The 24,899-nt window shown below is 71.4% G+C and carries 20 protein-coding genes; 13 read left to right on the top strand and 7 right to left on the bottom strand.

The window, feature by feature from the left end:
• Positions 1 to 1,035, top strand: coding sequence for a class II fructose-bisphosphatase (gene glpX / locus ACQZOG_RS19315; RefSeq protein WP_033272195.1), 1,035 nt, complete (start codon positions 1 to 3; stop codon positions 1,033 to 1,035).
• 265 nt (positions 1,036 to 1,300) lie between these two features.
• Here the strand turns inward: glpX and ACQZOG_RS19310 are convergent, their stop codons facing one another.
• Together ACQZOG_RS19310 and ACQZOG_RS19305 are read right to left on the bottom strand one after the other, a co-directional pair.
• A complete protein-coding gene (locus tag ACQZOG_RS19310) occupies positions 1,301 to 1,675 on the bottom strand; it encodes a WhiB family transcriptional regulator (protein ID WP_026243435.1) in 375 nt (124 codons plus the stop codon).
• A gap of 166 nt (positions 1,676 to 1,841) precedes the next feature.
• Complete coding sequence (locus ACQZOG_RS19305; RefSeq protein WP_033272196.1) at positions 1,842 to 2,537, bottom strand: DUF1707 SHOCT-like domain-containing protein; 696 nt, start codon at positions 2,535 to 2,537, stop codon at positions 1,842 to 1,844.
• A 145-nt stretch (positions 2,538 to 2,682) separates the two neighbouring features.
• On the opposite strand from ACQZOG_RS19305, the gene ACQZOG_RS19300 reads away from it, so the two are divergent.
• The 5 genes from ACQZOG_RS19300 (at position 2,683) to ACQZOG_RS19280 (ending at position 10,732) form a co-directional block, all read left to right on the top strand.
• Positions 2,683 to 4,359 carry a fumarate hydratase gene (locus ACQZOG_RS19300; protein ID WP_106963321.1) on the top strand — a complete coding sequence of 559 codons (1,677 nt, stop codon included), beginning with the start codon at positions 2,683 to 2,685 and terminating at the stop codon, positions 4,357 to 4,359.
• 307 nt (positions 4,360 to 4,666) lie between these two features.
• Entirely contained in the window at positions 4,667 to 6,079 is a 1,413-nt protein-coding gene (locus tag ACQZOG_RS19295; RefSeq protein WP_051724320.1) for a M28 family peptidase, read from the top strand.
• A gap of 107 nt (positions 6,080 to 6,186) precedes the next feature.
• On the top strand, positions 6,187 to 7,590 hold the full coding sequence (locus ACQZOG_RS19290) for a class II fumarate hydratase (protein WP_033272198.1): 1,404 nt from the start codon (positions 6,187 to 6,189) through the stop codon (positions 7,588 to 7,590).
• A 72-nt stretch (positions 7,591 to 7,662) separates the two neighbouring features.
• The gene (gene fomD, locus ACQZOG_RS19285; RefSeq protein ID WP_051724321.1) at positions 7,663 to 8,355 is read left to right on the top strand and encodes a cytidylyl-2-hydroxypropylphosphonate hydrolase; all 693 of its coding nucleotides are present in this window, start codon (positions 7,663 to 7,665) and stop codon (positions 8,353 to 8,355) included.
• Positions 8,356 to 8,629: 274 nt separating this feature from the next.
• Positions 8,630 to 10,732: a SpoIIE family protein phosphatase gene (locus ACQZOG_RS19280; RefSeq protein ID WP_387757680.1), complete on the top strand. Its 2,103-nt coding sequence runs from the start codon at positions 8,630 to 8,632 to the stop codon at positions 10,730 to 10,732.
• 78 nt (positions 10,733 to 10,810) lie between these two features.
• Here ACQZOG_RS19280 and ACQZOG_RS19275 read toward each other — a convergent pair whose 3' ends face one another.
• Entirely contained in the window at positions 10,811 to 13,096 is a 2,286-nt protein-coding gene (locus ACQZOG_RS19275) for a transglycosylase domain-containing protein (protein ID WP_193455660.1), read from the bottom strand.
• 282 nt (positions 13,097 to 13,378) lie between these two features.
• Here ACQZOG_RS19275 and ACQZOG_RS19270 point away from each other — a divergent pair, with 282 nt between their 5' ends.
• The 5 genes from ACQZOG_RS19270 to ACQZOG_RS19250 all read left to right on the top strand — a co-directional run bounded on the left by ACQZOG_RS19270 (position 13,379) and on the right by ACQZOG_RS19250 (position 18,302).
• On the top strand, positions 13,379 to 14,314 hold the full coding sequence (locus tag ACQZOG_RS19270; protein WP_033272202.1) for an SPFH domain-containing protein: 936 nt from the start codon (positions 13,379 to 13,381) through the stop codon (positions 14,312 to 14,314).
• On the top strand, positions 14,311 to 14,583 hold the full coding sequence (locus ACQZOG_RS19265; protein WP_193455659.1) for a hypothetical protein: 273 nt from the start codon (positions 14,311 to 14,313) through the stop codon (positions 14,581 to 14,583). The genes ACQZOG_RS19270 and ACQZOG_RS19265 overlap by 4 nt, the downstream gene beginning before the upstream one ends.
• Positions 14,584 to 14,740: 157 nt before the next feature.
• Entirely contained in the window at positions 14,741 to 15,265 is a 525-nt protein-coding gene (locus ACQZOG_RS19260) for a PadR family transcriptional regulator (RefSeq protein ID WP_033272677.1), read from the top strand.
• Positions 15,262 to 15,957: an ABC transporter ATP-binding protein gene (locus ACQZOG_RS19255; RefSeq protein WP_193455658.1), complete on the top strand. Its 696-nt coding sequence runs from the start codon at positions 15,262 to 15,264 to the stop codon at positions 15,955 to 15,957. Before ACQZOG_RS19260 ends, ACQZOG_RS19255 begins: the two co-directional genes overlap by 4 nt.
• Positions 15,954 to 18,302 (top strand): ABC transporter permease, encoded by a 2,349-nt coding sequence (locus ACQZOG_RS19250; RefSeq protein ID WP_033272204.1) that lies wholly within the window; start codon positions 15,954 to 15,956, stop codon positions 18,300 to 18,302. The genes ACQZOG_RS19255 and ACQZOG_RS19250 overlap by 4 nt, the downstream gene beginning before the upstream one ends.
• On the opposite strand, the gene ACQZOG_RS19245 is transcribed toward ACQZOG_RS19250, so the two are convergent.
• Positions 18,247 to 19,269, bottom strand: coding sequence for a LysR substrate-binding domain-containing protein (locus tag ACQZOG_RS19245; RefSeq protein WP_351082032.1), 1,023 nt, complete (start codon positions 19,267 to 19,269; stop codon positions 18,247 to 18,249). The two genes, ACQZOG_RS19250 and ACQZOG_RS19245, sit on opposite strands and share 56 nt — an antisense overlap.
• A 133-nt stretch (positions 19,270 to 19,402) precedes the next feature.
• Between ACQZOG_RS19245 and ACQZOG_RS19240 the strand changes: the two genes are divergently transcribed.
• Positions 19,403 to 19,957, top strand: a complete 555-nt coding sequence (locus ACQZOG_RS19240; RefSeq protein WP_033272205.1) for a peroxiredoxin — start codon at positions 19,403 to 19,405, stop codon at positions 19,955 to 19,957.
• A gap of 6 nt (positions 19,958 to 19,963) precedes the next feature.
• A complete protein-coding gene (locus tag ACQZOG_RS19235; RefSeq protein ID WP_193455657.1) occupies positions 19,964 to 20,497 on the top strand; it encodes an alkyl hydroperoxide reductase in 534 nt (177 codons plus the stop codon).
• Positions 20,498 to 20,652: 155 nt separating this feature from the next.
• Here ACQZOG_RS19235 and ACQZOG_RS19230 read toward each other — a convergent pair whose 3' ends face one another.
• From ACQZOG_RS19230 to ACQZOG_RS19220, 3 genes are all read right to left on the bottom strand, one after another.
• Positions 20,653 to 22,038, bottom strand: coding sequence for an AI-2E family transporter (locus ACQZOG_RS19230; RefSeq protein ID WP_033272207.1), 1,386 nt, complete (start codon positions 22,036 to 22,038; stop codon positions 20,653 to 20,655).
• A gap of 146 nt (positions 22,039 to 22,184) precedes the next feature.
• On the bottom strand, positions 22,185 to 22,883 hold the full coding sequence (locus ACQZOG_RS19225; protein WP_033272208.1) for a transglycosylase SLT domain-containing protein: 699 nt from the start codon (positions 22,881 to 22,883) through the stop codon (positions 22,185 to 22,187).
• A gap of 420 nt (positions 22,884 to 23,303) precedes the next feature.
• Positions 23,304 to 24,629, bottom strand: a complete 1,326-nt coding sequence (locus ACQZOG_RS19220; protein ID WP_033272209.1) for a PhoH family protein — start codon at positions 24,627 to 24,629, stop codon at positions 23,304 to 23,306.
• Positions 24,630 to 24,899: the final 270 nt, after the last annotated feature.

The raw sequence follows: 24,899 nt of genomic DNA, 5'->3' as shown, positions 1-24,899 counted from the left end.
ATGACCGAACACCACCACCTGCCGTCCGAGCTCGATGTCCCCTCCGAGGCCCCCGACCGCAACCTCGCCCTGGAGCTCGTACGGGTCACCGAGGCGGCCGCGATGGCCGCGGGCCGCTGGGTAGGGCGCGGCGACAAGAACGGCGCCGACGGTGCGGCGGTGCGCGCCATGCGCACGCTGGTCTCCACCGTCTCGATGAACGGCGTCGTCGTCATCGGCGAGGGCGAGAAGGACGAGGCCCCGATGCTCTTCAACGGGGAGCGCGTCGGCGACGGCACGGGCCCCGAGTGCGACATCGCGGTCGACCCGATCGACGGCACCACCCTCACCGCCAAGGGCATGACCAACGCCATCGCGGTGCTGGCGGCGGCCGAGCGCGGCTCGATGTTCGACCCGTCGGCCGTGTTCTACATGGACAAGCTGGTCACGGGCCCCGAGGCGGCGGACTTCGTCGACATCAACGCCCCGGTGAGCGTGAACATCCGCCGGGTCGCCAAGGCGAAGCGGGTCACCCCCGAGGACGTCACGGTGGTGATCCTGGACCGGCCTCGGCACGAGGGCATCATCAAGGAGATCCGGGAGACCGGGGCGCGCATCAAGCTGATCTCGGACGGTGACGTGGCGGGGTCGATCCTGGCGCTGCGCGAGGGCACGGGGATCGACCTGCTGCTGGGCATCGGCGGGACGCCCGAGGGCATCATCTCGGCCTGTGCGGTGAAGTGCCTGGGCGGCACGATCCAGGGCAAGCTGTGGCCGAAGGACGACGAGGAGCGGCAGCGGGCGATCGACGCGGGGCACGATCTGGACCGGGTGCTGACCACGGAGGACCTGGTCACCGGGGACAACGTGTTCTTCGTGGCGACGGGCATCACGGACGGCGAGCTGCTGCGGGGTGTCCGGTACCGGTCGGAGACGGCCACGACCGACTCGATCGTGATGCGGTCGAAGTCGGGGACGGTGCGGAGGATTGACTCCGAGCACCGGCTCAGCAAGCTGCGGGCGTACAGTGCGATCGACTTCGATCGCGCCAAGTAGCGGCGCGGTGCCTGCGGCGCCGGGCGAGTGCGGGTGCGTGGGGGTTGGTCGCGCAGTTCCCCGCGCCCCTGGGGGTGCTGTTCCGGCCGGTGTCGGGACAGCATCGGCGTCCCCGCACCCCTGAGGGAGCTGTTCCGGGCGGTGTCGGGACAGCGTCGGCGTCCCCGCGCCCATGAAGGAGCTGTTTCGGGCGGTGTCGGGAAGTGAGCGCTGCTGAAAAGGGCGTCCCCTGTGCGGAGGGGACGCCCTTTCTGGTGCTTGGTGGTCAGCCTGCCGCGGGTATGCGGTTCTGGCGGGCGGTCTTCTTCAGTTCCATCTCGCGGCGCCTGCGGCGGGCCAGGACGACACGGCGCTCCGCCGCGGTCAGGCCGCCCCACACGCCGTAGGGCTCGGGCTGGAGCAGGGCGTGTTCGCGGCACTCCACCATGACCGGACAGCGGGCGCAGACCCGTTTGGCCGCCTCCTCGCGGGACAGCCGCGCGGCGGTCGGTTCCTTCGACGGCGCGAAGAACAGGCCCGCCTCGTCACGCCGGCACACCGCCTCGGTGTGCCAGGGGGCGTCCTGGTCCCTGTCCCGTGCTGCCACTCGCTGGGCCGGAACGGCGGCTACCTGCAGGGACGAATGCGGCGGTTGCAGCACGGTCTACTCCTGACGACGGCTTCGCGAGCTGGCGAGTGCCGTGGATGCACACGGGTCGGCCCGGCGTGAATCCCTGGCGCCCTCCAAGGAGACGATGCGTCAAGGCTTACCCGATGTGCGCGCGCCTATGCACAGAGTCCCCAACCGGCCTCGGCCGGCGCCGTGTTCAGTGCCCCAGGTGCTTGCGCATGCTGCGGTCGACCGTGCGCTGCACGCGGTCGAGGATGTCCTTCACGAGCTTGCCGCGCTTGGGCCGGGCCTCGACGCTGCCGAGGATCGCCCACCCGTCGACGTAGACCACGGGGGCGTTGTCGTCGGGCGAGTCCTGCGGGTCCACCTCGAAGGCGCCGAGCACGCCGCCGCCGGTGCCGCGCAGCGACACGTTCTCCGGGACGCGGATCTCGACGCTGCCGAAGACGGAGAACGCCTTGATCATCACCTGCTGGTGGTCGAACAGCGCCTCGCTGAGGTCTATCTCCACGCTGCCGAAGACCGCGTACGCGTGGATGCGGCGGCCGGTGCGCCAGCGGCCCTTGCGGGCGGCGGCGCTGAACACCGCGACGACGTTGTCGTCGGGGTCGGCCGGGAAGACGCCGGCGGCGGGGCGCCCGGGCGCGGAGAGGGGAGCCGCGCGCCGCTCGTGGGCGGCGGGAAGGTCCTGGATGAACCCTTCCAGCTCGCCCAGCGTCTTGGCGGTCAGCGCACCCTCGACGCGCTCGGCGTGCTCGTCGGCGGTGAGCCGGCCCTCGGCGTGCGCGTCGTGCAACAGCTCGACGATGCGGTCCCGGTCGGCGTCGGAGGCGCGCAGCTCGGTGCTCCGCGGCGTCGTGTCCGGCTGCTGGGCGTGCTTCTGAAGGTCCACGGCAGCAGCGTACCGAAACGCGATAGATCGCGACTACCCCGCGGCGCCGGCAACTGAGGACAACCTCGCAGGATCGGCGTCCGAGGCAGGTCCTAGGCTGGGAAGGCCCGCCGACGGAGGCGGGCGGTCTTCCGTCGAGTGAGGAATGGGCGAGATGCCTGAGTTCGAGTACGCCGATCTGCTCCCCATGGGAGAGGACACCACCCCCTACCGGCTGGTGACCTCCGAAGGTGTGTCCACCTTCGAGGCCGACGGCCGGACGTTCCTCAAGGTCGAGCCGGAGGCGCTGCGCAAGCTCGCCGAGGAGGCCATCCGCGACATCCAGCACTACCTGCGTCCCGCGCACCTCGCCCAGCTGCGCCGCATCATCGACGACCGCGAGGCATCCGGCAACGACAAGTTCGTCGCGCTGGACCTGCTGAAGAACGCGAACATCGCGGCGGCGGGCGTGCTCCCGATGTGCCAGGACACCGGCACGGCGATCGTCATGGGCAAGCGCGGGCAGAACGTGCTGACGTCGGGCCGCGACGAGGAGGCCCTGTCCCGGGGCATCTACGACGCGTACCAGAAGCTCAACCTGCGCTACTCGCAGATGGCTCCGCTCACCATGTGGGAGGAGAAGAACACCGGATCCAACCTCCCCGCGCAGATCGAGCTGTACGCGACGGACGGCGACGCCTACAAGTTCCTCTTCATGGCCAAGGGCGGCGGCTCCGCCAACAAGTCGTTCCTGTACCAGGAGACGAAGGCCGTCCTGAACGAGGCCTCCATGATGAAGTTCCTGGAGGAGAAGATCCGTTCGCTGGGCACGGCCGCCTGCCCGCCGTACCACCTGGCGATCGTCGTCGGCGGCACCTCCGCCGAGTACGCGCTGAAGACCGCCAAGTACGCCTCCGCGCACTACCTGGACGAGATCCCGGCCGAGGGCTCCCCGCTCGGGCACGGCTTCCGGGACAAGGAGCTCGAGGAGAAGGTCTTCGAGCTGACCCAGAAGATCGGCATCGGCGCGCAGTTCGGCGGCAAGTACTTCTGCCACGACGTGCGCGTGGTGCGCCTGCCCCGGCACGGCGCGTCCTGCCCCGTCGCCATCGCGGTCTCCTGCTCCGCCGACCGCCAGGCCGTCGCGAAGATCACCGCCGAGGGCGTCTTCCTGGAGCAGCTGGAGACGGACCCGGCGCGCTTCCTGCCGGAGACGACGGACGAGCAGCTCGACGAGTCCGGCGACGTCGTGAAGATCGACCTCAACCAGCCGATGAAGGCGATCCTCGCCGAGCTGTCCAAGTACCCGGTGAAGACCCGGCTCTCGCTGTCCGGCCCGCTGGTCGTGGCGCGCGACATCGCGCACGCCAAGATCAAGGAGCGGCTGGACGCGGGCCAGGAGATGCCGCAGTACCTCAAGGACCACCCGGTGTACTACGCCGGCCCCGCGAAGACGCCGGAGGGCTACGCGTCGGGCTCCTTCGGGCCGACCACGGCCGGGCGGATGGACTCCTACGTGGAGCAGTTCCAGGCGGCCGGCGGCTCGCTGGTGATGCTGGCGAAGGGCAACCGCAGCAAGCAGGTCACCGACGCGTGCGCCGCGCACGGCGGTTTCTACCTGGGCTCCATCGGCGGTCCCGCGGCGCGGCTCGCGCAGGACTGCATCAAGAAGGTGGAGGTCGTCGAGTACGAGGAGCTGGGGATGGAGGCGGTCTGGAAGATCGAGGTCGAGGACTTCCCCGCGTTCATCGTCGTCGACGACAAGGGGAACGACTTCTTCCAGGACCCGGCGCCCCAGCCGACGTTCACGTCGATTCCGGTGCGAGGGCCCGGACTCGCCTGACGTTCGGGGGCTGCGCCCCCGGACCCCCCTTCGGCCCTGCGGGCCTCGTCCTCAAACGCCGGACGGGCTGACCATCAGCCCCTCCGGCGTTCGAGGAGCGGGGTCCGGGGCGGCGCCCCGTGTCCGCATAGCGGATCTCCCGTGCCACTTTCGGACAACCTGGGCCTGACCGGCACCATGCCGTTGATTCGATCAACAACCACTGTGACCCTTCCTGACAGCCAGGCATGCGCATGCCATGCCTCGCCACCGCGTGGCAACCCCACAGCCACCGTCCGGAGGAGTCCAGGTGAAACGAAGATTCGCCATGGCGGGCACCCTGCTCGCCCTCGTGCTCGGCTTCGGCACACTCCCCGCCGCGGCCACCCCGTCCGGCACGTCCCCCGCCTCCACCACCGCCCTCGCCGCCCCCGACATCAGCGTCACCGCGGTCCGGGCCCACCTCGACGAGCTCAGCGCCATCGCCGCCCGCAACGGCGGCAACCGCAGGTCCACCACCCAGGGCTACCGCGACTCCGTCGCCTACGTGAAGGGCAAGCTGCAGGCCGCCGGCTACACCGTCACCGAGCAGCCCTGCACCTCCGGCTGCACCAGCGGCGCCGGGCCCAACCTGATCGCCGAATGGCCCAAGGGCGACGCGAACAACGTCTACATGTTCGGCGCCCACCTCGACGGCGTCTCCGCAGGGCCCGGCATGAACGACAACGGCTCCGGCTCCGCCGCCCTGCTGGAGAACGCCCTGACGCTCGCCCGGGAGAACCCGGACATGCGCAACCGCGTTCGCTTCGCCTGGTGGACCGACGAGGAGCAGGGCCTCAACGGCAGCTACTTCTACGTCCGCACCCTGTCCTCGGCGGACCGCGCCAGGATCAAGGCGTACTACAACTTCGACATGGTCGCCTCGCTCAACGGCGGCTACTTCATCAACCACATCACCTCCGCGGCCGCCGCGCCGATGAAGGCGTACTGGGACTCGCTCGGCCTGCGGCCCGAGGAGAACACCGAGGGCGCCGGCCGCAGCGACGACTACTCCTTCGAGCGGTACTCCATCCCCACGTCCGGCTACGCGATGGGCGCGAGCGCCCGCAAGACCTCCGCGCAGGCCTCCAAGTGGGGCGGCACCTCCGGCTCGGCGTACGACCCCTGCTACCACCGGGCGTGCGACACGCTGACCAACATCAACACCACCGGTCTCGACCGCGCCGCCGACGGCATCGCGTACACGCTGTGGCAGCAGGCCGTCGGCACCGGCGGCGGAGGCGGCACCTGCGACCCGGCCGGGGCCGTCGGCAACGGCGGGTTCGAGAGCGGGACCTCGCCGTGGACCGGGACCACCGCGGTCATCGCCGCCCACTCCGGCCGCACCGCGCACGGCGGCACCCGCTTCGCCTGGCTCGGCGGCAACGGCTCCACCAGCACCGAGTCGCTGAGCCAGACGGTGACCGTGCCGGCGGACTGCACGCGCGCGTCGCTGGTCTTCTGGCTGCAGATCGAGACGTCCGAGTCGAGCAGCCGGGCGTACGACACCTTCACCGTCCGGGTGAACGGGTCCACACTGGCGACCTGGTCCAACGTGCACGCGGGCGGGGGCTGGATCCAGCGGTCGGCCGACCTGTCCGCGTACGCCGGGCAGACCGTCACCGTGGCCTTCACCGCCACCGAGGACTACAGCCTGCAGACCGGCTTCCTGCTGGACGACGTGAGCCTGCAGAGCGCCTGACACCCCCCACGGGTCCCCCGCCCCGCCGCGCGACGCGCGGCGGGGCGGACGGCGTTTTCGGGGAATACGCTCGTCCGACACCGCTGCTGTGCTCCACGGAGGTAACGATGACGACGACGGACGACGACCGGAACTACCGCATCGAGCACGACTCCATGGGAGAGGTGCGGGTCCCCGCGGACGCCAAGTGGCGGGCGCAGACCCAGCGCGCGGTGGAGAACTTCCCCGTCTCGGGGCAGCGCCTGGAGCGCGCCCACATCGAGGCGCTGGCCCGCGTCAAGGGCGCCGCGGCCAAGGTGAACGCCCGGCTCGGGGTGCTGGACAAGGACATCGCCGCGGCGATCCAGGAGGCGGCCGCGGAGGTCGCGGAGGGCCGGTGGGACGACCACTTCCCGGTGGACGTGTTCCAGACCGGGTCCGGCACCTCGTCCAACATGAACACCAACGAGGTGATCGCCACCCTCGCCACCGAGCGGCTGGGCCGGGACGTCCACCCCAACGACCACGTCAACGCCTCGCAGTCGTCCAACGACGTCTTCCCCTCGTCGCTGCACATCGCGGCCACCGCCGCGGTCACCCGGGACCTGGTCCCGGCGCTCGAACACCTGGCCGCCGCCCTGGAGCGCAAGGCGGAGGAGTTCGCGGACGTGGTGAAGTCCGGGCGCACCCATCTGATGGACGCCACACCCGTCACGCTGGGCCAGGAGTTCGGCGGGTACGCCGCCCAGGTGCGGTACGGCGTGGAGCGGCTGCGTGCCTCGCTGCCCCGGCTGGCCGAGCTGCCGCTGGGCGGCACCGCCGTCGGCACCGGCATCAACACCCCGCCCGGGTTCTCCGCCGCCGTCATCGAGGAGGTGGCGCGGGCGACCGGGCTGCCGCTGACCGAGGCGCGGAACCACTTCGAGGCGCAGGGCGCCCGGGACGGCGTGGTGGAGACCAGCGGGCAGCTCCGCACGATCGCCGTCGGCCTGACGAAGATCGCGAACGATCTGCGGTGGATGGCGTCCGGTCCGCGCACCGGCCTGGCCGAGATCGCCCTGCCCGATCTCCAGCCCGGCTCCTCGATCATGCCCGGCAAGGTCAACCCGGTGATCCCGGAGGCCGTGCTGATGGTGTGCGCCCAGGTCACGGGCAACGACGCGACCGTCGCCGCGGCCGGCGCCTCCGGCAACTTCGAGCTCAACGTGATGCTGCCGGTGATCGCCAAGAACGTGCTGGAGTCGGTGCGGCTGCTCGCCAACGTCTCCCGGCTCCTCGCCGACCGCACGGTCGACGGGATCGTCGCCGACCGGGAGCGGGCCCGCGAGTACGCCGAGTCCTCGCCGTCCGTGGTCACCCCGCTGAACAAGTACATCGGCTACGAGGAGGCCGCCAAGGTGGCCAAGAAGTCGCTCGCGGAGCGCAGGACCATCCGTCAGGTCGTGCTCGAGGGCGGCTATGTCGAGCGCGGCGACCTGACCGTGGAACAGCTGGACGAGGCGCTGGATGTCCTGCGGATGACACGGCCGTAAAGCCTGGCGCGCCGGGGGTGAACCGTGACGGGTGCCGCAGCGCTGGGTGGTCCGGCCACCTAATATCTGCGCATGACAGAGGGTGGAACCACGATGCGCGGCCACGCGGGCGGAGCGGCCCGTCACTGGGAGCCCGGGACGCCGATCCTGTGGCGGTACCGGGAGAACGGCGGCGCGCGCATCCACATCGCGCGCCCCGTCACGGTCGTGCGCGACGACTCGGAGCTGCTCGCCGTCTGGATGGCGCCGGGCACCGAGTGCGTGAAGCCCGTCCTCGCCGACGGCACCCCGGTCCACCGGGAACCCCTCGCCACCCGGTACACCAGGCCGCGCACGGTGCAGAAGGACCGCTGGTTCGGCACCGGCGTGCTGAAGCTGGCCCGGCCCGGCGAGCCCTGGTCGGTGTGGCTGTTCTGGGAGCCGGGCTGGCGGTTCAAGAACTGGTACGTGAACCTGGAGGAGCCGCTCGTCCGCTGGGCGGGCGGGGTGGACTCCGAGGACCACTTCCTGGACATCTCCGTGCAGCCCGACGGCGGCTGGCACTGGCGGGACGAGGACGAGTTCGCGCAGGCCCAGCGGGACGGCCTGATGGACCCCGCGCTGGCCCGGCGGGTGCGCGAGGCCGGGCGCGCGGCGGTCGCGGTGATCGACGCCTGGGGACCGCCGTTCTCGGACGGGTGGGAGAACTGGCGTCCGGATCCGTCCTGGACGGTACCGTCACTCCCACAGGACTGGGACCGCACGACGGCGCACGCGTCCCCGTGAGACCCTTGCTGCGCCCCCGGGCAGGAAACGTAGGATCGTCGTCCGCAAGGGCGCGGAGCAGCAACCACCGGAGCGCGCGCGAAGCTTGACCGGACGTCACCGAGGGGCGGCAGGACGTGAGCGAGGGGTACGGAAACACCGGCACGGGCCGACGACGGCCGGCCGGCGTCGCAGGAACAACCTCTGACCACACGCGAAATCCGTTCCGGGGGCGCCTGTTCCGGGTATCGGAGTTTCGGCGGAGCGAACCGCGCGCACGGCGTGCGCCGGACGGATGGACTCGACACGCGTGACGGAGCAGCCGACCTCCTTCGAGCGCCCCCAGCCGGGCGTGGACCCCGCGGATCCCCGCGGGGCGTTCCCTCGTTCCCCGGCTCCCACGGCCGGTACGGGGGCCGCCTTACCGGCACAGGGCCGCTCCGGCGGTGAGCCGCCCGCGCCCGGCGCCGTCACCCCGGGCGCGCCCGACGCGGCGGACGGTCCCGCGTCCGAGCACTCCCAGCCGGGCGCCGGCCCGGACGCGGAGCCGGACGCTCCCCGTCCGCGGCCCGCTCCGGACGGCATCCCGGTGCAGCCCGCCGACGGGCAGGGCCGGGTGGACCGGCCCCCGGGCGGCAACGACCGCCGCACCGGCCAGGTGACGCGGCCGGGCCGTCCCACGCCCATGCGGCGGGACGGGGACCGGCTGCGCTTCGTCGGCGCGGCGACCCGGCGGATCGCCCGCGGCATCGACCTGGACGAGATCGTGATGGGGCTGTGCCGGGCGACCGTGCCGACCTTCTCCGACGCGATCCTGGTGTACCTTCGCGACCCGCTGCCGGTCGGTGACGAGCGGCCGACGGGCCCGCTGGTGCTGCGGCTGCGCCGCACGGACCGGATCCCGGCCGAACGGGACACCGAGGGCGGCGGGTTCATGCCGATCGCGCCGCCGGAGCAGCCGTCCGAGCTGGACGCGGTCGGCGAGGAGCTGTGCACGGTGCGGCCCGGCAGCGCGCTCGCCGAGGTGCTGCGCGGGGTCCGGCCGGTGTTCACGGACGCCCCGGCCGCGCGGGCGGCGCTGCCCGAACTCCTCGGCGAGGAGGGCGCGGCGGCCGTCCCCGACGGCCAGCGGGCGGTGCTCGCGCCGCTGCGCGGCCGCCGCCGGGTGATCGGCGCGGCGCTGTTCCTGCGGCGTCCCGAGCGCATCCCGTTCGAGGCCGACGACCTGCTGGTCGCCGCCCAGCTCGCCACGCACAGCGCGCTGGGCATCGACAAGGCGGTGCTGTACGGGCGTGAGGCGTACATCGCGGACGAGCTCCAGCGGACGATGCTGCCGGAGACGCTGCCGCGCTGCACCGGCGTGCGGCTGGCGTCGCGGTACCTGCCGGCCGCGGAGACCGCCCGGGTCGGCGGCGACTGGTACGACGCGATCCCGCTGCCCGGCAGCCGGGTCGCGCTGGTGGTCGGCGACGTGATGGGCCACTCCATGACGTCGGCGGCGATCATGGGCCAGCTGCGCACCACCGCGCAGACCCTCGCCGGGCTCGACCTGCCGCCGCAGGAGGTGCTGCACCACCTCGACGAGCAGGCCCAGCGGCTCGGCGTGGACCGCATGGCGACCTGCCTCTACGCGGTGTACGACCCGGTCGCGCACCGCATCACCGTCGCCAACGCCGGCCATCCGCCGCCCGTCCTGCTGCACCTGGGCGGGCGCGCGGAGGTGCTGCGGGTGCCCGCGGGCGCCCCGATCGGCGTGGGCGGGGTGGACTTCGAGGCCGTGGAGTTGGAGGCGCCCGCCGGGGCGACCCTGCTGCTCTACACCGACGGCCTGGTGGAGTCCCGGCTGCGTGACGTGTGGACCGGCATCGAGCAGCTGCGGGAGAAGCTGGCCGCGACCGCGCAGCTGACCGGGCCCGATCATCCGCCGCCGCTGGAGGCGCTCTGCGACGAGGTGCTCGACATGCTCGGCCCGGGCGACCGGGACGACGACATCGCGCTGCTCGCCGCCCGGTTCGACGGGATCGCGCCGAGCGACGTGGCGTACTGGTTCCTGGAGCCGGAGGACGCGGCGCCCGGCCGGGCCCGGCGTCTCGCCCGGCGGCAGCTGTCCCGCTGGGGCCTGGAGGACCTGAGCGACTCGGTGGAGCTGCTGGTCAGCGAGGTCGTGACGAACGCCGTGCGGTACGCGTCGCGGCCGGTGACGCTGCGGTTGCTGCGGACGGATGTGCTGCGGTGCGAGGTCGGGGACGACGTGCCGCAGTTGCCGCGGCTGCGGCAGGCGCGGGCGACGGACGAGGGCGGGCGTGGGTTGTACCTGGTCAACCGCCTGGCCCGGCGGTGGGGGGCGACGCGGCTGAGCACCGGCAAGGTGGTGTGGTTCGAGCTGAACCACGGTTAGCGGGTGCGGCTGGTCGTGGGTTGCTCGCGCAGTTCCCCGTGCCCCTTCAGGGGCGCGGGGAACTGCGCGTGTTGTGCCTTATTCGCGGTCGTTGTTCTCGAGGTCCGGGGGGCCGCCCGGCAGGTCGAAGGTGGGGGGCGGGGACGTCTGCGTCTGCGACGGCGGGGGTGACGTCGGCGTCTGGGACGGAGGTTCCGTCGTCTCCGGCGGGGACGTGGTGGTCGGCGGAGCCGTCGTCGTCGGCGCCTCCGTCGTCGGCGTCTGCGACGGCGTCTCGGACTCCGTCTCCGACTGCGACGGGCTCCGGGTGGGGGCCACGCCCGCGCCCTGCTCGGTCTCCAGGTCGAACGTGGAGACCTCGTCCATCACACCGAAGGTGTACGCGGACCAGATCTCGGCCGGGAAGCCACCGCCGTTGACGCGGTAGTCGACGCCGCCCGCCTTGTACATCGGGACCTGCCTGCCGTTCTTGGCGTCCTCGCCGAACAGGCCGACGGAGGTGACCAGATCGGGTGTGTAGCCGGTGAACCAGGCCGACTTGTTGTCGTCGGAGGTGCCGGTCTTGCCCGCGACCTGCTGGCCGTCGCGCAGCGGGTTGTCCCGCACGGACGCCTGCGCCGTACCGTCGTCGACCACGCCGGTGAGCACCGAGGTGACCGTGTCGGCGGCCCGCCGGCTGATGACCGACCCGCCGACCGGGTCGGGCATCTCGATCGTGCGGTCCTTGTGCTCGACCGACTTCACGATCGACGGCGTGACCTGCTTGCCGTGGTTGGCGAGGGTGGCGTAGACGCCGGCCATCTGCATGGGGCTGGCGCCCATGGTGCCCAGGGTCTGCGCCGGGAACGGGTCGAGGTTCTCGTCCATGCCGAGCGCGCCCGCGGTCTTCATCACGTCGGTCATGCCGACGTCGACGCCCATCTGCGCGAAGACGGAGTTGACGGACTTGTTCATCGCCTCCTGGACGGTGATGTCGCCGTAGTCGCGGTCGTCCTCGTTGGGCGGGGCGAAGCCGACCTTCTCGCCGTCCTCGACCACGGGACGCTTGCTGTCGCCGTCGTAGAGCGTGTCGGCCGTGATGGGCACGCCGTCCTGGGTCTCGGCGCCCTCGTCGAGGGCGGACGCGAGGATCACCGGCTTGAACGTGGACGCCGGCTGGTAGTCCTTGCGGGTGGCGTTGTTGGTGTAGTGCTTCACGTAGTCCACGCCGCCGTACATCGCCACGACCTTGCCGGTCTTCGGGTCGACGGAGACGGCGCCGGCCTGGACGTCGGCGTCGACGTCCCGCTTCTTCGGGTCGAGCTTGCTGGTGAGCCGGTCCTTGACCGCCTTCTCCAGCGCCTTCTGCTTCTTCTTGTCGATGTTCAGCGTGATCGTGTAGCCGCCGCGGTCCAGCAGCGCCTTGGCCTGCTCCAGGTCCTCGGCGACGCCCTGCTCGACGAGCTGCTGCTTGACGGCCGTGTTGGCCGCCTCGACCAGGTAGCCGGTCTGCCCCTCCATGCCGGGGGCTGCCTTGGGTTCCTTCGGCACGGGGAACTTCATGCCGGCGCGCTCGCCGGCGTTCAGCCACTTCTGCTCGACCATGTTGTCCAGGACGTAGTCCCAGCGCTCCTGGACGAGCTTCTTGCCCCGGTCGCTGGCGATGGCCCAGTCGTACTGGTTGGGCGCCTGGAGCAGCGCGGCGAGGTAGGCGCCCTGTTCGACGGTGAGGTCCTCGGCGTCGACGCGGTAGTAGGCCTGGGCGGCGGCCTGGATGCCGTAGGCGCCGCGGCCGTAGTAGCTGGTGTTGATGTACCCGGCGAGGATGTAGTCCTTGGACTTCTCCCGGTCCAGCTTCAGGGAGATGACCAGCTCCTTGAGCTTGCGGGAGACGGTCTGTTCCTGCGTCAGGTAGTAGTTCTTGACGTACTGCTGGGTGATCGTCGAGCCGCCCTGCGCGCCCTTGCCGGACAGGGTGTTGAGGACACCGCGGGCGGTGCCCTTCAGGTCGACGCCGGAGTCCTTGTAGAACGTCTTGTTCTCGGCGGCGACGAACGTGCGCTGCACGGGCTTGGGGACCCGGGCGAGGTCGACGATCTCGCGGTTGCGGTCGCCGTCGCGGGCCATGAGGCTGCCGTCGCTGTACTCGTAGACGTTGCTCTGCAGCTCGGCGTCGGCGTTCCCCTCCGGGATGTCGATCATCATGTACAGCACGATGAAGGCGCCCATGCCGAGCAGGCACAGGGCGAAGAAGGTGCCGACGATCTTCTTCCAGGTGAAGAGGCGGCGTATGCCGGTGCGGCCGCCCGCGGCGGCAGCGCGGCCCTTGGGTGCCGCACGGCGCCCGCCGCGCTGTCGTGCGCGTCTTTCTTCCGCTCGTCCCATACGCCTGTTCCGCTCCGCTTCGTATCCGTGTGCTCATGCGGCACACACGTTCGCCGCTCAGGTCAGCTCAGCAAGCTAACACCGGGAGCTATGACAAAGGGCCGCCGATCCGGCCTTTACGGGCGTGACAATCAGCACCCGCTCCAACGGAACCGACGTACGAGAGACGCGTGAGGTTGCCATGAACAGATAATGTGATATCACTTAGCTAGAACGTCGATAGACGGCGCGACAGAGACACGAAGACCGCGCGGAAGCGCGCGGAGAAGCGGGGGATCCTCCATGACCACACACGACCCGCAGGTCACGGCCGACGTGCCCGAGATGCCGGCCCCGCGCGTGCGGGAGACCCCGGCGCACAGCATCGGCGGCGGACTGGCCCTGCTGCTGGGCCTGGTCGGACTGCTGGCCGGCGTGGCGATGATCATCGTGGCCACGGCGGTCGAGGGCACGGGCGCGAAGGCCGGCCTCATCACCGGCGGCATCCTCGTCGCGCTCGCCTCGTTCATCGCGATGTGCGGGCTGAACATGGTGGCGCCGGGCGAGGCGCGGGTGGTGCAGCTCTTCGGCCGCTACCGGGGCACCATCCGCCAGGACGGCCTGCGCTGGGTGAACCCCTTCACCTCCCGCACCAAGATCTCCACCCGGGTGCGCAACCACGAGACCGCGGTGCTGAAGGTGAACGACGCCTACGGCAACCCGATCGAGCTGGCCGCGGTCGTGGTGTGGCGGGTCGAGGACACCGCGCAGGCCACTTTCGAGGTGGACGACTACGTCGAGTTCGTCTCCACCCAGACCGAGGCGGCCGTGCGGCACATCGCCATCGAGTACCCCTACGACGCCCACGACGAGGACGGCCTGTCGCTGCGCGGCAACGCCGAGGAGATCACCGAGAAGCTGGCGGTCGAGCTGCACGCGCGCGTCGAGGCCGCCGGCGTGCAGATCATCGAGTCCCGCTTCACGCACCTCGCCTACGCGCCCGAGATCGCCTCGGCGATGCTCCAGCGGCAGCAGGCCGGCGCGGTCGTCGCGGCCCGGCAGCAGATCGTGGAGGGCGCCGTGGGCATGGTCGAGACGGCGCTGGCCCGCATCCAGGAGCAGGACATCGTGGACCTCGACCCCGAGCGGAAGGCCGCGATGGTGTCCAACCTGATGGTCGTGCTGTGCGGTGACCGCTCGGCGCAGCCGGTCCTCAACACCGGGACGCTCTACCAGTGACCGCACCGTCCGGGGACCCGGCCCCGCAGCACCGGCCGCAGCGCAAGCAGGTGCTGCTGCGGCTGGACCCGGCGGTGTACGAGGCGCTGGCCCGCTGGGCGGGTGACGAGCTGCGCTCGGCGAACGCCCAGATCGAGTTCCTGCTGCGCCGCGCCCTCGCGGAGGCGGGCCGTCTCCCCGGCGAGACGGGCCCCCTCCCCCGCCGAGGCCGCCCCCCGGCCACCCGCCCCCCGTCGGGCGGCCCCCCGCCCTCCGAGCCCTCCGGCTGAACCGGCCCCCGCCCCGCGAGGCGGGGGCCGGACGCACGTCCGACGCCAGTGACAGAACCGTGACAACAGGCCCTCACCTGCGGTGTCCTCGGTTCGGTCGTGGTCTGCACACAGCGTGTATACATACCGCGTATACACGGTGTGTAGAGTGCTCCGCATGTCCATCGGTCACACCCTTTTGGGGCTCCTGGAGTCCGGGCCGCGTCATGGTTACGACCTGAAGCGCGCCTTCGACGCGAAGTTCGGTCACGACCGGCCGCTGCACTACGGCCAGGTCTACTCGACGATGTCGCGGCTGCTGAAGAACGGCCTCGTCGAGGTCGACGGCATCGAGGCCGGCGGCGGCCCCGAGCGCAAGCGGTACGCCATCACCGAGGCCGGCGTCACCGACGTCGCCCAGTGGCTCGCCACGCCCGAGAAGCCCGAGCCGTACCTCCAGTCGACGCTCTACACCAAGGTCGTCCTCGCCCTCCTCACCGAGCGCGACGCCGCCGACATCCTCGACACGCAGCGCTCGGAGCACCTGCGCAGCATGCGCGTGCTCACCGACCGCAAGCGCAAGGGCGACCTCGCCGACCAGCTGATCTGCGACCACGCCCTCTTCCACCTCGAGGCCGACCTGCGCTGGCTGGAACTGACCGCCGCGCGCCTCGACAAACTCCGTGAGGCGGTGGCCCGATGACCGTGTCCGCACCCGCCGGTTCCCTGCTCGCCGCTCGGGACCTGCAGAAGACGTACGGCCCGACCAAGGCGCTCGACGGGGCCGCGTTCTCCATCCACCCGGGCGAGGTCGTCGCCGTCATGGGCCCCTCCGGCTCCGGCAAGTCGACCCTGCTGCACTGCCTCGCCGGGATCGTCACCCCCGACGCCGGGTCCATCACGTACAACGGCCGCGAGCTGACCGCGATGAACGACTCCGAGCGCAGCGCCCTGCGCCGCTCCGAGTTCGGCTTCGTGTTCCAGTTCGGCCAGCTCGTGCCGGAGCTGACCTGCGTGGAGAACGTCGCGCTGCCGCTCCGGCTGAACGGCACCCCCCGCAAGGAGGCCGAGCGCACCGCCCTCACCTGGATGCAGCGCCTGGAGGTCGACGACGTCCGCGGCAAGCGGCCCGGCGAGGTGTCCGGCGGTCAGGGCCAGCGGGTCGCGGTCGCCCGCGCGCTGGTCACGGGACCGCGGGTGGTGTTCGCCGACGAGCCGACCGGCGCGCTGGACTCGCTGAACGGCGAGCGCGTGATGGAACTGCTCACCGAGGCCGCCCGCTCCACCAACGCCGCCGTCGTCCTCGTCACCCACGAGGCGCGGGTCGCCGCCTACTCCGACCGCGAGATCGTCGTCCGCGACGGCAAGGCGCGTGACATGGAGCGGGCCGTATGAGCGCCCGTCAGTGGGCCCGGGATCTCACCCTCGGCGCCCGCTTCGCCCTCACCGGCGGACGCGAGGGCTGGACCCGGGCGCTGCTCACCGCCGTGGGCGTGGGGCTGGGGGTGGCGCTGCTGCTGCTCACCGCCGCCGTGCCGAACCTGCTCGACGCACGCGACCGGAGGGAGGACGCCCGCCAGGACCACGCGTACTCCCAGGACACCCTGCGCCCGTCGGACGACACCCTGCTCATCGCGCACGCCAACAGCGACTTCAGGGAGACCGATATCCGCGGCCGCCTGGTGGAGGCCGAGGGCCCGAACGCCCCGGTGCCGCCCGGGGTGAGCGAACTCCCGAAGCCCGGCGCCATGGTGGTCTCCCCCGCCCTGAAGAAGCTCCTCGCCTCCGACGAGGGCGAGCTGCTGCGGGACCGGCTGCCGTACGACGTCGTGGGCACCATCGGCGAACCCGGCCTGATCGGCTCCCAGGAACTCGCCTTCTACGCGGGCACCACAGGCCTCGCCGAGCGGCTGGACGGCCCGACGGTCATGCGGATCGACGCCTTCGGCGCGGACCGCAGCCAGTACACCGAGCCGCTGGACCCCGTCCTCGTCATGCTGACGCTGGTCATCTTCGTGGTGCTGCTGGTGCCGGTCGGCGTGTTCATCGCCACCGCCGTGCGGTTCGGCGGCGAGCGGCGCGACCGCAGGCTCGCCGCGCTGCGGCTGGTCGGCTCGGACAGCCGGATGACCCGGAGGATCGCCGCGGGCGAGGCCCTCGCCGGCGCGGTGCTCGGGCTGGTCTTCGGCACCCTGTTCTTCCTGGCGGGACGCGCATTCGCGTCATCCATCGAGCTGTTCCGCGTCAGCGTCTTCCCCAGTGACCTCAACCCCTCGCCGCTGCTTGCGCTGCTGGTCGCGGTCGCGGTGCCGGCCGCCGCGGTCCTGGTCACCCTGATCGCGCTGCGCGGCGTGGTCATCGAGCCGCTCGGCGTGGTCCGCACGGCACGGCCGGCCCGCCGCCGGCTGTGGTGGCGGCTGCTGCTGCCACTCGCGGGCGTCGCCATGCTCGTGCCGATGATCGGCCAGGGCAGCGACAACGGCGACTTCAACCAGGTCCTGGTGGTCGGCGGTGTGATGTGCCTCCTCGTCGGGGTCACGGCCCTGCTGCCGTGGATCGTGGAGACGGTCGTGGCCCGGCTGGGCGCCGGCGGTCTGGCCTGGCAGCTCGCTGTGCGCCGCCTCCAGCTGAGCAGCGGCACCGCGGCCCGCATGGTCAACGGCATCGCCGTGGCGGTGGCCGGTGCGATCGCCCTGCAGATGCTGTTCACCGGCATCGAAGGCCAGTACACCCGCGACACGGGACAGGACGTGTCCCGCGCGCAGATGCAGGTCGACCTGCCCGACGGCGTCCCGGTGGCCCCGGCCGCGGCGGCGTTCGAGAAGACCGAGGGCGTCCGCGACATCCAGGCGCTGTCCCACGGATACGCCTACGAGAAGCTCACCGACGACCCCGAGGAAGCGGTGCGGGGGGCGCAGCTGACCGTCGGCGACTGCGATGACCTGCGCGCGCTCGCGAAGCTGCCCGACTGCCGGGACGGTGACGTCTTCGCGCTCACCGGCGTCGACTACGACACGGACACGCCGTTCCTCAACAAGCCCGGCCGCACCCTGCACATGCAGCCGAACGGCGATTCCGCCGCCCCTCAGCGGGACGTCGTCTGGACCGTGCCCGAGGGTGTGAAGAGCGCGGCGGCCGTCGAGGACCCGTCCGGGATGCTGAGCAGCGGCTTCCTGCTGACGCCGGGCGCCGTGACGCCCGGCGTCGACAAGCTGATGTCGGGAAGGCTGTGGCTCGGCATCGACGAGTCGGTGGCCGACGCGCAGGAGCTGGTGCGGAACACGGCCGCCTCCGTCGACCCGCTGGCCCACGCCTCGACCTGGGTCGCCACCGAGCGCGTCACCCGGTTCGACTCCATCCGCACCGGCCTGTTCGTCGGCGCCACCGCCGTGCTCTTCCTCATCGGGACGAGTCTGCTGGTCTCGCAGCTCGAACAGCTGCGGGAGCGCCGCAAGCTGCTGTCGGCCCTGGTCGCCTTCGGCACCCGCCGCCGCACGCTGAGCCTGTCGGTGCTGTGGCAGACGGCGGTTCCGATCGGCCTGGGGCTCGTGCTCTCCTCGCTGGTGGGCACGGTCCTCGGGGCGGTGCTGCTGCGGATGACCGCGACACCGGTCCGGGTGGACTGGGGCAGCGTGGCAGGGATGGCGGCCGTCGGCGCGGGCGTGGTCGCCCTGGTCACCCTGCTCAGCCTCCCGCCCCTGCTGAAGATGATGCGCCCGGACGGTCTCCGTACGGAGTGATGCGGGGGCGTCGGTCCCCCGCCCCGTCCTCCACCGTGCGGACCGGCAGGTCGCGCATCGCCCCGCGGAGCGCCGCCGCCAGCTGTTCGTACTCCGTCGCCCTCGCCGTGCCCGTGCGCATGGCGAGGGCGATGCGGCGTTTGGGGGCGGGGTCGGCGAAGCGCGCGGTGAGGAGGCGGTCGGCGCGGCTGGTCTCCACCTCGACGGCGGTGCGCGGCAGCAGGGTGACGCCGAGGCCGCCCGCGACGAGCTGGACCAGCGTGGAGAGTCCGGCCGCCGTGGTGGTGGCCGCGACCCCCGCGCTGCCGGCCTCGCGGCAGATGTCGAGGGCCTGGTCGCGCAGGCAGTGCCCTTCGTCGAGCAGCAGCAGGTTCAGCTCGCGCAGCACCGTGCGGGGTATGCCGTCGCGTCCGCCGAGCCGGTGTCCGGGCGGGGTGACCAGCACGAAGTCCTCGTCGAACAGCGGTAGTTCGGTGACCCCGGCGACGCCGAGCGGCACGGCGAGCAGCAGCAGGTCCAGCCGTCCCGCGGCCAGCCCGTCGAGCAGGCTCGCGGTGTGCTCCTCGTGCACCTGGAGGTCGAGCCGGGGATAGCGGTCGTGCACCAGCCGCAGCACGGTCGGCAGCAGGTACGGCGCCACGGTCGGGATGACGCCGAGCCGCAGCACCCCGGTGAAGGGCGCCCGCAGCGCCTCCGCCTCCTCCTTGAGCGCGCCGACCTCCGCGAGCACGGACTTCGCGCGGGCGGCGAGCTGCTCCCCGGCCGGGGTGAGCAGCACTCTGCGTGTCGTACGCTCCACGAGCGTCACGCCGAGCGTCTCCTCCAGCGCGGACAGCGCCCCGGACAGCGCGGGCTGACTCATCCCCAGGGCTCCGGCGGCGTCGCGGAAGTGCAGATGCTCGGCCACCGCCGCGAACGCCCGCAGCTGGGCCAGGCTCGGCTGCCTGCGCCGGTCACCGACAGTCACTGATAGGTCCCTTCGATCAACCCGACCGAGTGTAGCTATTTCACTGATCAATGCACTCTGTGCCAACATCAACCGAGTCCAACCCATGGGAAACACCCGCAATTGGGGTGTTTCTTCGCTGCAAGGAGAGCGCGTGCTCACTGTCGGTGACAAGTTCCCCGAGTTCGAACTGACCGCCTGCGTCTCGCTGGAGAAGGGCAAGGAGTTCGAGACGATCGACCACAAGACCTACGAGGGCAAGTGGAAGGTCGTCTTCGCCTGGCCCAAGGACTTCACCTTCGTGTGCCCGACCGAGATCGCCGCGTTCGGCAAGCTGAACGACGAGTTCGCCGACCGCGACGCCCAGGTCCTCGGCTTCTCCGGTGACTCGGAGTTCGTCCACCACGCCTGGCGCAAGGACCACGACGACCTGCGCGACCTGCCGTTCCCGATGATGGCGGACCCGAAGCACGAGCTGATGCGCGACCTCGGCATCGAGGGCGAGGACGGCTACGCCAAGCGCGCCGTGTTCATCGTGGACCAGAACAACGAGATCCAGTTCTCCATGGTGACCGCCGGCTCCGTCGGCCGTAACCCGAAGGAGGTCCTGCGGGTCCTGGACGCCCTGCAGACCGACGAGCTCTGCCCGTGCAACTGGTCCAAGGGCGACGAGACCCTGGACCCGGTCGCGCTGCTGTCGGGGGAGTGAGCTGACATGTCCCTCGACTCCCTGAAGTCCCGCATACCGGACTACGCCAAGGACCTGAAGCTCAACCTGGGCTCGGTCATCGGCAACTCCGACCTGCCCGCCCAGCAGCTCTGGGGCACGGTGCTGGCGACCGCGATCGCCTCGCGCTCCCCGATCGTGCTGCGCGAGCTGGAGCCGGAGGCCAAGGCGAACCTGTCGCCCGAGGCGTACACGGCCTCCAAGGCCGCCGCCGCGGTGATGGCGATGAACAACGTCTTCTACCGCACCCGCCACCTGCTGTCGGACCACGAGTACGGCAACCTGCGGGCCGGTCTGCGGATGAACGTCATCGGCAACCCCGGCGTCGACAAGGTCGACTTCGAGTACTGGTCCTTCGCCGTCTCCGCCATCAACGGCTGCGGCATGTGCCTCGACTCGCACGAGCAGGTGCTGCGCAAGGCCGGCGTGGACCGTGACGTCGTCCAGGAGGCGTTCAAGATCGCCGCGGTGGTCCAGGCCGTCGCCGCGACCCTCGACGCCGAGGCGGCCCTCGCGGAGTAACTCCGCGCCCGCCCCGTCGTGTACGGGCCCGTCCACCCTGCCGGGGTGGGCGGGCCCGTCGCCGTTTCCCCGCGTATCGGGGGCACCGGTCCGCAGGGCGCGTGCCCGCCGACGGACGCCGGGAGCGGCAGCCGCTCGCGCTCCGGTGCTCCGCGTCAGCGCTCGTCCGAGGGCCGGTCGGGCTCCCCGGACCGCTCGGACTCCGTGGCCGGAGGCCCGGGTTCGGGGTGCGCCGGGACCGGGGCGTCCGGGGCCGACATGGCCGTCGCGCCCCGCGGCCGGGGCGACTGGACGAGGGCCGCCTCGTGCGAGAACGCCCGCAGATAGCCGACGACGGTGTTGGAGACGGCGACCAGCGGCACGGCGACCACCGCGCCGCCGATGCCCGCCACCAGACCGCCGGAGGCCACCGCCAGCACCACCGCGAGCGGGTGGACCCGCACCGCGCGCCCGAGGATGAACGGCTGGAGGATGTGACCCTCGATCTGCTGGACCGCCAGCACCACCACGAGCACCATCACACCGGTGAACACGCCCTGGGTGACGAGCCCGACGACGACGGCCAGCGCGCCGGACACCACCGCACCGACGAGCGGGATGAACGAGAACAGGAAGATGAAGACGGCGAGCGGCACCGCCAGCGGCACGTCGAGGAAGTAGATGCCGAGGCCGATGAAGATGGCGTCGATCAGCGCCACCACCACCGTGCCCCGCACGTACGCGGTGAGCGTGCGCCAGGCGACCGGACCGGCGCCGGCGACGCCCGGACGGGCCGCGGCCGGGACCAGCTTCAGCGACCACTGCCAGATCCGCTTGCCGTCGTAGAGCAGGAACAGCGTCGAGAAGACCGCCAGCAGGATGCCGGTGAGCGCCTCGACGACGACCGTGACGCCCTCCAGGCCGGCCGAGGTGATCTGCTCGGTGTTGGCGCCGACCGCCTCGCGCAGGTTCTTGGCGATCTCGTTGATCTGCTTGTCGGTGACGTGGAACGGGCTGTTGAGCAGCCAGTTGCGCAGTTCGTCGATGCCGTCCTGGATCTGGTCGGCGAGGGTGTCGACGTTCTCCATGACCTGCCAGGTCACGAACCAGCCGATGAGGCCCATCACGACGAAGCCGAACAGCGCGGTCAGCGCGGTGGCCGGTCCGCGCGGCACCCCGAGCCGCCGCAGCCGGGCGACGGTGGGCTGGAGCAGCGCGGTGATGAGCAGCGAGGCGACGAACGCCAGGACCACCAGCTGGACGGCGCTGATGATGCGCATCAGCACCCAGACGGTGCCCGCGAGGATCAGCAGGCGCCAGCCGGCCTCGGCGGCGACCCTGACGCCCCAGGGCACGGCCTGCGCCGGGTCGGGGCGCGCCGGGAGCACCACCTGGGTGTACTCGGAGGGCTGGGACGTCCGGTCGGGGTCGGCGGTGTGGCGCGCGGAGTCGTCGTCAGGCCCTTGGTCGCGCGTGACTTCGGCGCGGCGCTCCTCCAGCCGTTGGCCGACCTTCGTCAGTCCGGCTCCGACCCGGTCGAGCCACCCTGGCAGTCGCGACATGATCCGTCCTCTTCCCCCGTTTCCGCCCACCAGTCCCCCTGGCGCCGTCGGTCAGACGGTACAGGGCGACAGCCCCGCACCGTAGGACGGTGCGGGGCTGTCGCGGAGTCGAGCGCGCCGCGGGGCGGCGGGACGGTCCGAAGGACCTAGTACCAGTGGTTGGCCTGCCAGAACTCCCAGGCGCCGCACGGGCTGCCGTAGCGGCTGTCCATGTAGTTGAGGCCCCACTTGATCTGGGTGGCCGGGTTGGTCTGCCAGTCGGCGCCGGCGGAGGCCATCTTGGAGCCCGGCAGGGCCTGCACGAGGCCGTAGGCGCCGGAAGAGGGGTTCGACGCCTGGTAGTTCCAGCTGGACTCGTGGTCCACGATGTTGCTGAAGCACTGGAACTGGTCGGCGGGCACCATCTGGCGGGCGATGGCCTGGACGTCGGCGACCGAGTAGGAGCCCTGGGCGGCGAAGGAGGACGCGTCGCGCACGGCGGAGCGGCTGGCGGCCTTCTCGCGCTCCTCGCGCTCCTTGGCCTCCTGAGCGGCCTTCTCGGCTTCCTTCTTCTTCGCGATCGCGGTCTCGGCGGCGGCCTTGCGGGCTGCCTCCTCCGCGTCCTTCTTGGCGGTCGCGTCGGCGGCGATGGCCATCGTCTGGGCCTGCTGCGTCAGCGACGCGGTCTGCACCTGCGCCTGCTGCCCTGCGGGGATGTCCGCGAGCAGCGTGGTGCCGGCTGCCGTCGCTTCGGCGTCGTTGTTCTGCGCTGCGGTGCTGCCCGAGGCAACGCCGACGACGCTTCCGACAGCGGTGACCGCCGTGGCCGAGGCCACTGCGAATCCCCGGACCGAGATCCGGCTCACACGGTTTCCTTCCAGCATCGCCCGCTTCGGTGACCCTCGCGGACGCAATCGTGCCCCTGGCACTGGCCTCCCCAACTACGGGTCACGGGAGGCACGGGCCCGGTGGGCAACTCCTTCGACAGGAGCGCCGCGTGGTGCTCGGGCGGCATACGACGACGCTATGGAGTTGAAACGGTGTTCTCATGTGGTTCTGCACCGCTGGGGGTGCAGCTGTGTCGTATGCGGGGCCTGACAGGAGTGAGACTCTGCCGTAACCGGGCGGCGCAAGGCAATTCTCTGTTGCGTGTGAAAGCTCACATGTCGTTTGGCCCTGGGGATTACCGGAAAACCGCACACGCGCCGACGCCGCCCGGCTAGGCTCTACGCCTTTCCCGGACGGCGCCAACTCGCGCGTAACCACCCCGCGTTGGGACGCGAGGGTCAGATGTGACCGTCTTCGAGCATTTCGGTCACAAGGGCCGCGATCTGGGACCTCTCGGACCGGTTCAGGGTCACGTGGGCGAACAGCGGATGCCCCTTCAGCTTCTCGACGACGGCGACCACACCGTCGTACCGGCCGACCCTCAGATTGTCCCGCTGCGCCACGTCGTGCGTCAGGACGACCCGGGAATTGGCCCCGATCCGGGACAGAACGGTCAGCAGGACGTTCCGCTCCAGCGACTGGGCCTCGTCCACGATGACGAACGCGTCGTGGAGCGAGCGGCCCCGGATGTGGGTGAGCGGCAGGACCTCCAGCATGCCGCGCGCGGTGACCTCCTCGATGACCTCCCGGCTGGTGACCGCCGACAGCGTGTCGAACACGGCCTGCGCCCAGGGGCTCATCTTCTCGGCCTCGGAACCGGGCAGATAGCCCAGCTCCTGCCCGCCCACCGCGTACAGCGGACGGAAGACCATCACCTTCTGGTGCTGCCGCCGCTCCAGCACGGCCTCCAGGCCCGCGCACAGCGCGAGCGCGGACTTGCCGGTGCCGGCCCGGCCGCCCATGGACACGATCCCGACGTCCGGGTCAAGCAGCAGGTCGAGCGCGATCCGCTGCTCGGCGCTGCGGCCCTTGATGCCGAACGCCTCCCGGTCGCCGCGCACCAGACGGACGTTGCCCTCCGGGGTGACCCGGCCGAGCGCCTTGCCGCGCTCGGACTGGATGGTCAGCCCGGTGTGCACGGGCAGCCCGGCCGCCTCCGGCACATACACGTGGCCTTCCTCGAAGAGGATGTCCACCTGCTCGCCGGGCAGGGTCAGTTCGGACATTCCGGTCCAGCCGGAGGAGTCCGTGATGGCGAGCTCCGCGCGGTACTCCTCGGCGAGGAGGCCCACGGAGGACGCCTTGATCCTGAGCGGGAGGTCCTTGGAGACGACGGTGACGTCGAACCCCTCCGCCTGCAGGTTGCGGGCGACCGCGAGGATGCGGGAGTCGTTGTCCCCCAGGCGGTAGCCGCTGGGCAGCACGCTGGGGTCCGAGTGGTTGAGCTCGACCCTCAGGGTCCCGCCGAGCTCCCCGGTGGGGATGGGGGCGTCGAGACGGCCGTACCGCACCCGGTAGTCGTCCAGCAGGCGCAGGGCCTGACGGGCGAAGTAGCCGAGCTCGGGATGGTTCCGCTTGGCCTCCAGCTCCGTGACCACGACGACGGGGAGCACGACCTCGTGCTCGTCGAAGCGGCTCGGGGCATGGGGGTCGGCCAGCAGGACGCTGGTGTCGAGAACGTAGGTGCGCCGGTCAGGCTTGTGGCGCTTTGCGCTGGTCACCACGGAAGGACGAACCCCCTCGGATGAGGTCGGGGAGCGACGAGGCGGAGCTGGACCGGTCGACGGCCCTGATGCACGACGGGCCGAGAACCGGCCCTCCGCCGCTTCTTCCGTGCCGTGACCGCACGGTCGGGCTGGTGCAAAGGGCCTCCCGGGCGGACGGCTCCCGTGCCGTCCGCTGAGATCCGACACCCGTGGTTCGGGCGTCGACCTGACTGAGTTATGCCCTCGAACAAGCGCTGCCATGCCACGGCCTGTGACGGCGCGCCGGTG

It is taken from the genome of Streptomyces sp. P13-3-3, from assembly GCF_050571355.1.
Taxonomy (GTDB): Bacteria; Actinomycetota; Actinomycetes; order Streptomycetales; family Streptomycetaceae; genus Streptomyces; species Streptomyces althioticus.
The sequence above is the reverse complement of the archived record's forward strand: the minus strand, read 5'-3'. Positions and strand labels throughout refer to the sequence as shown.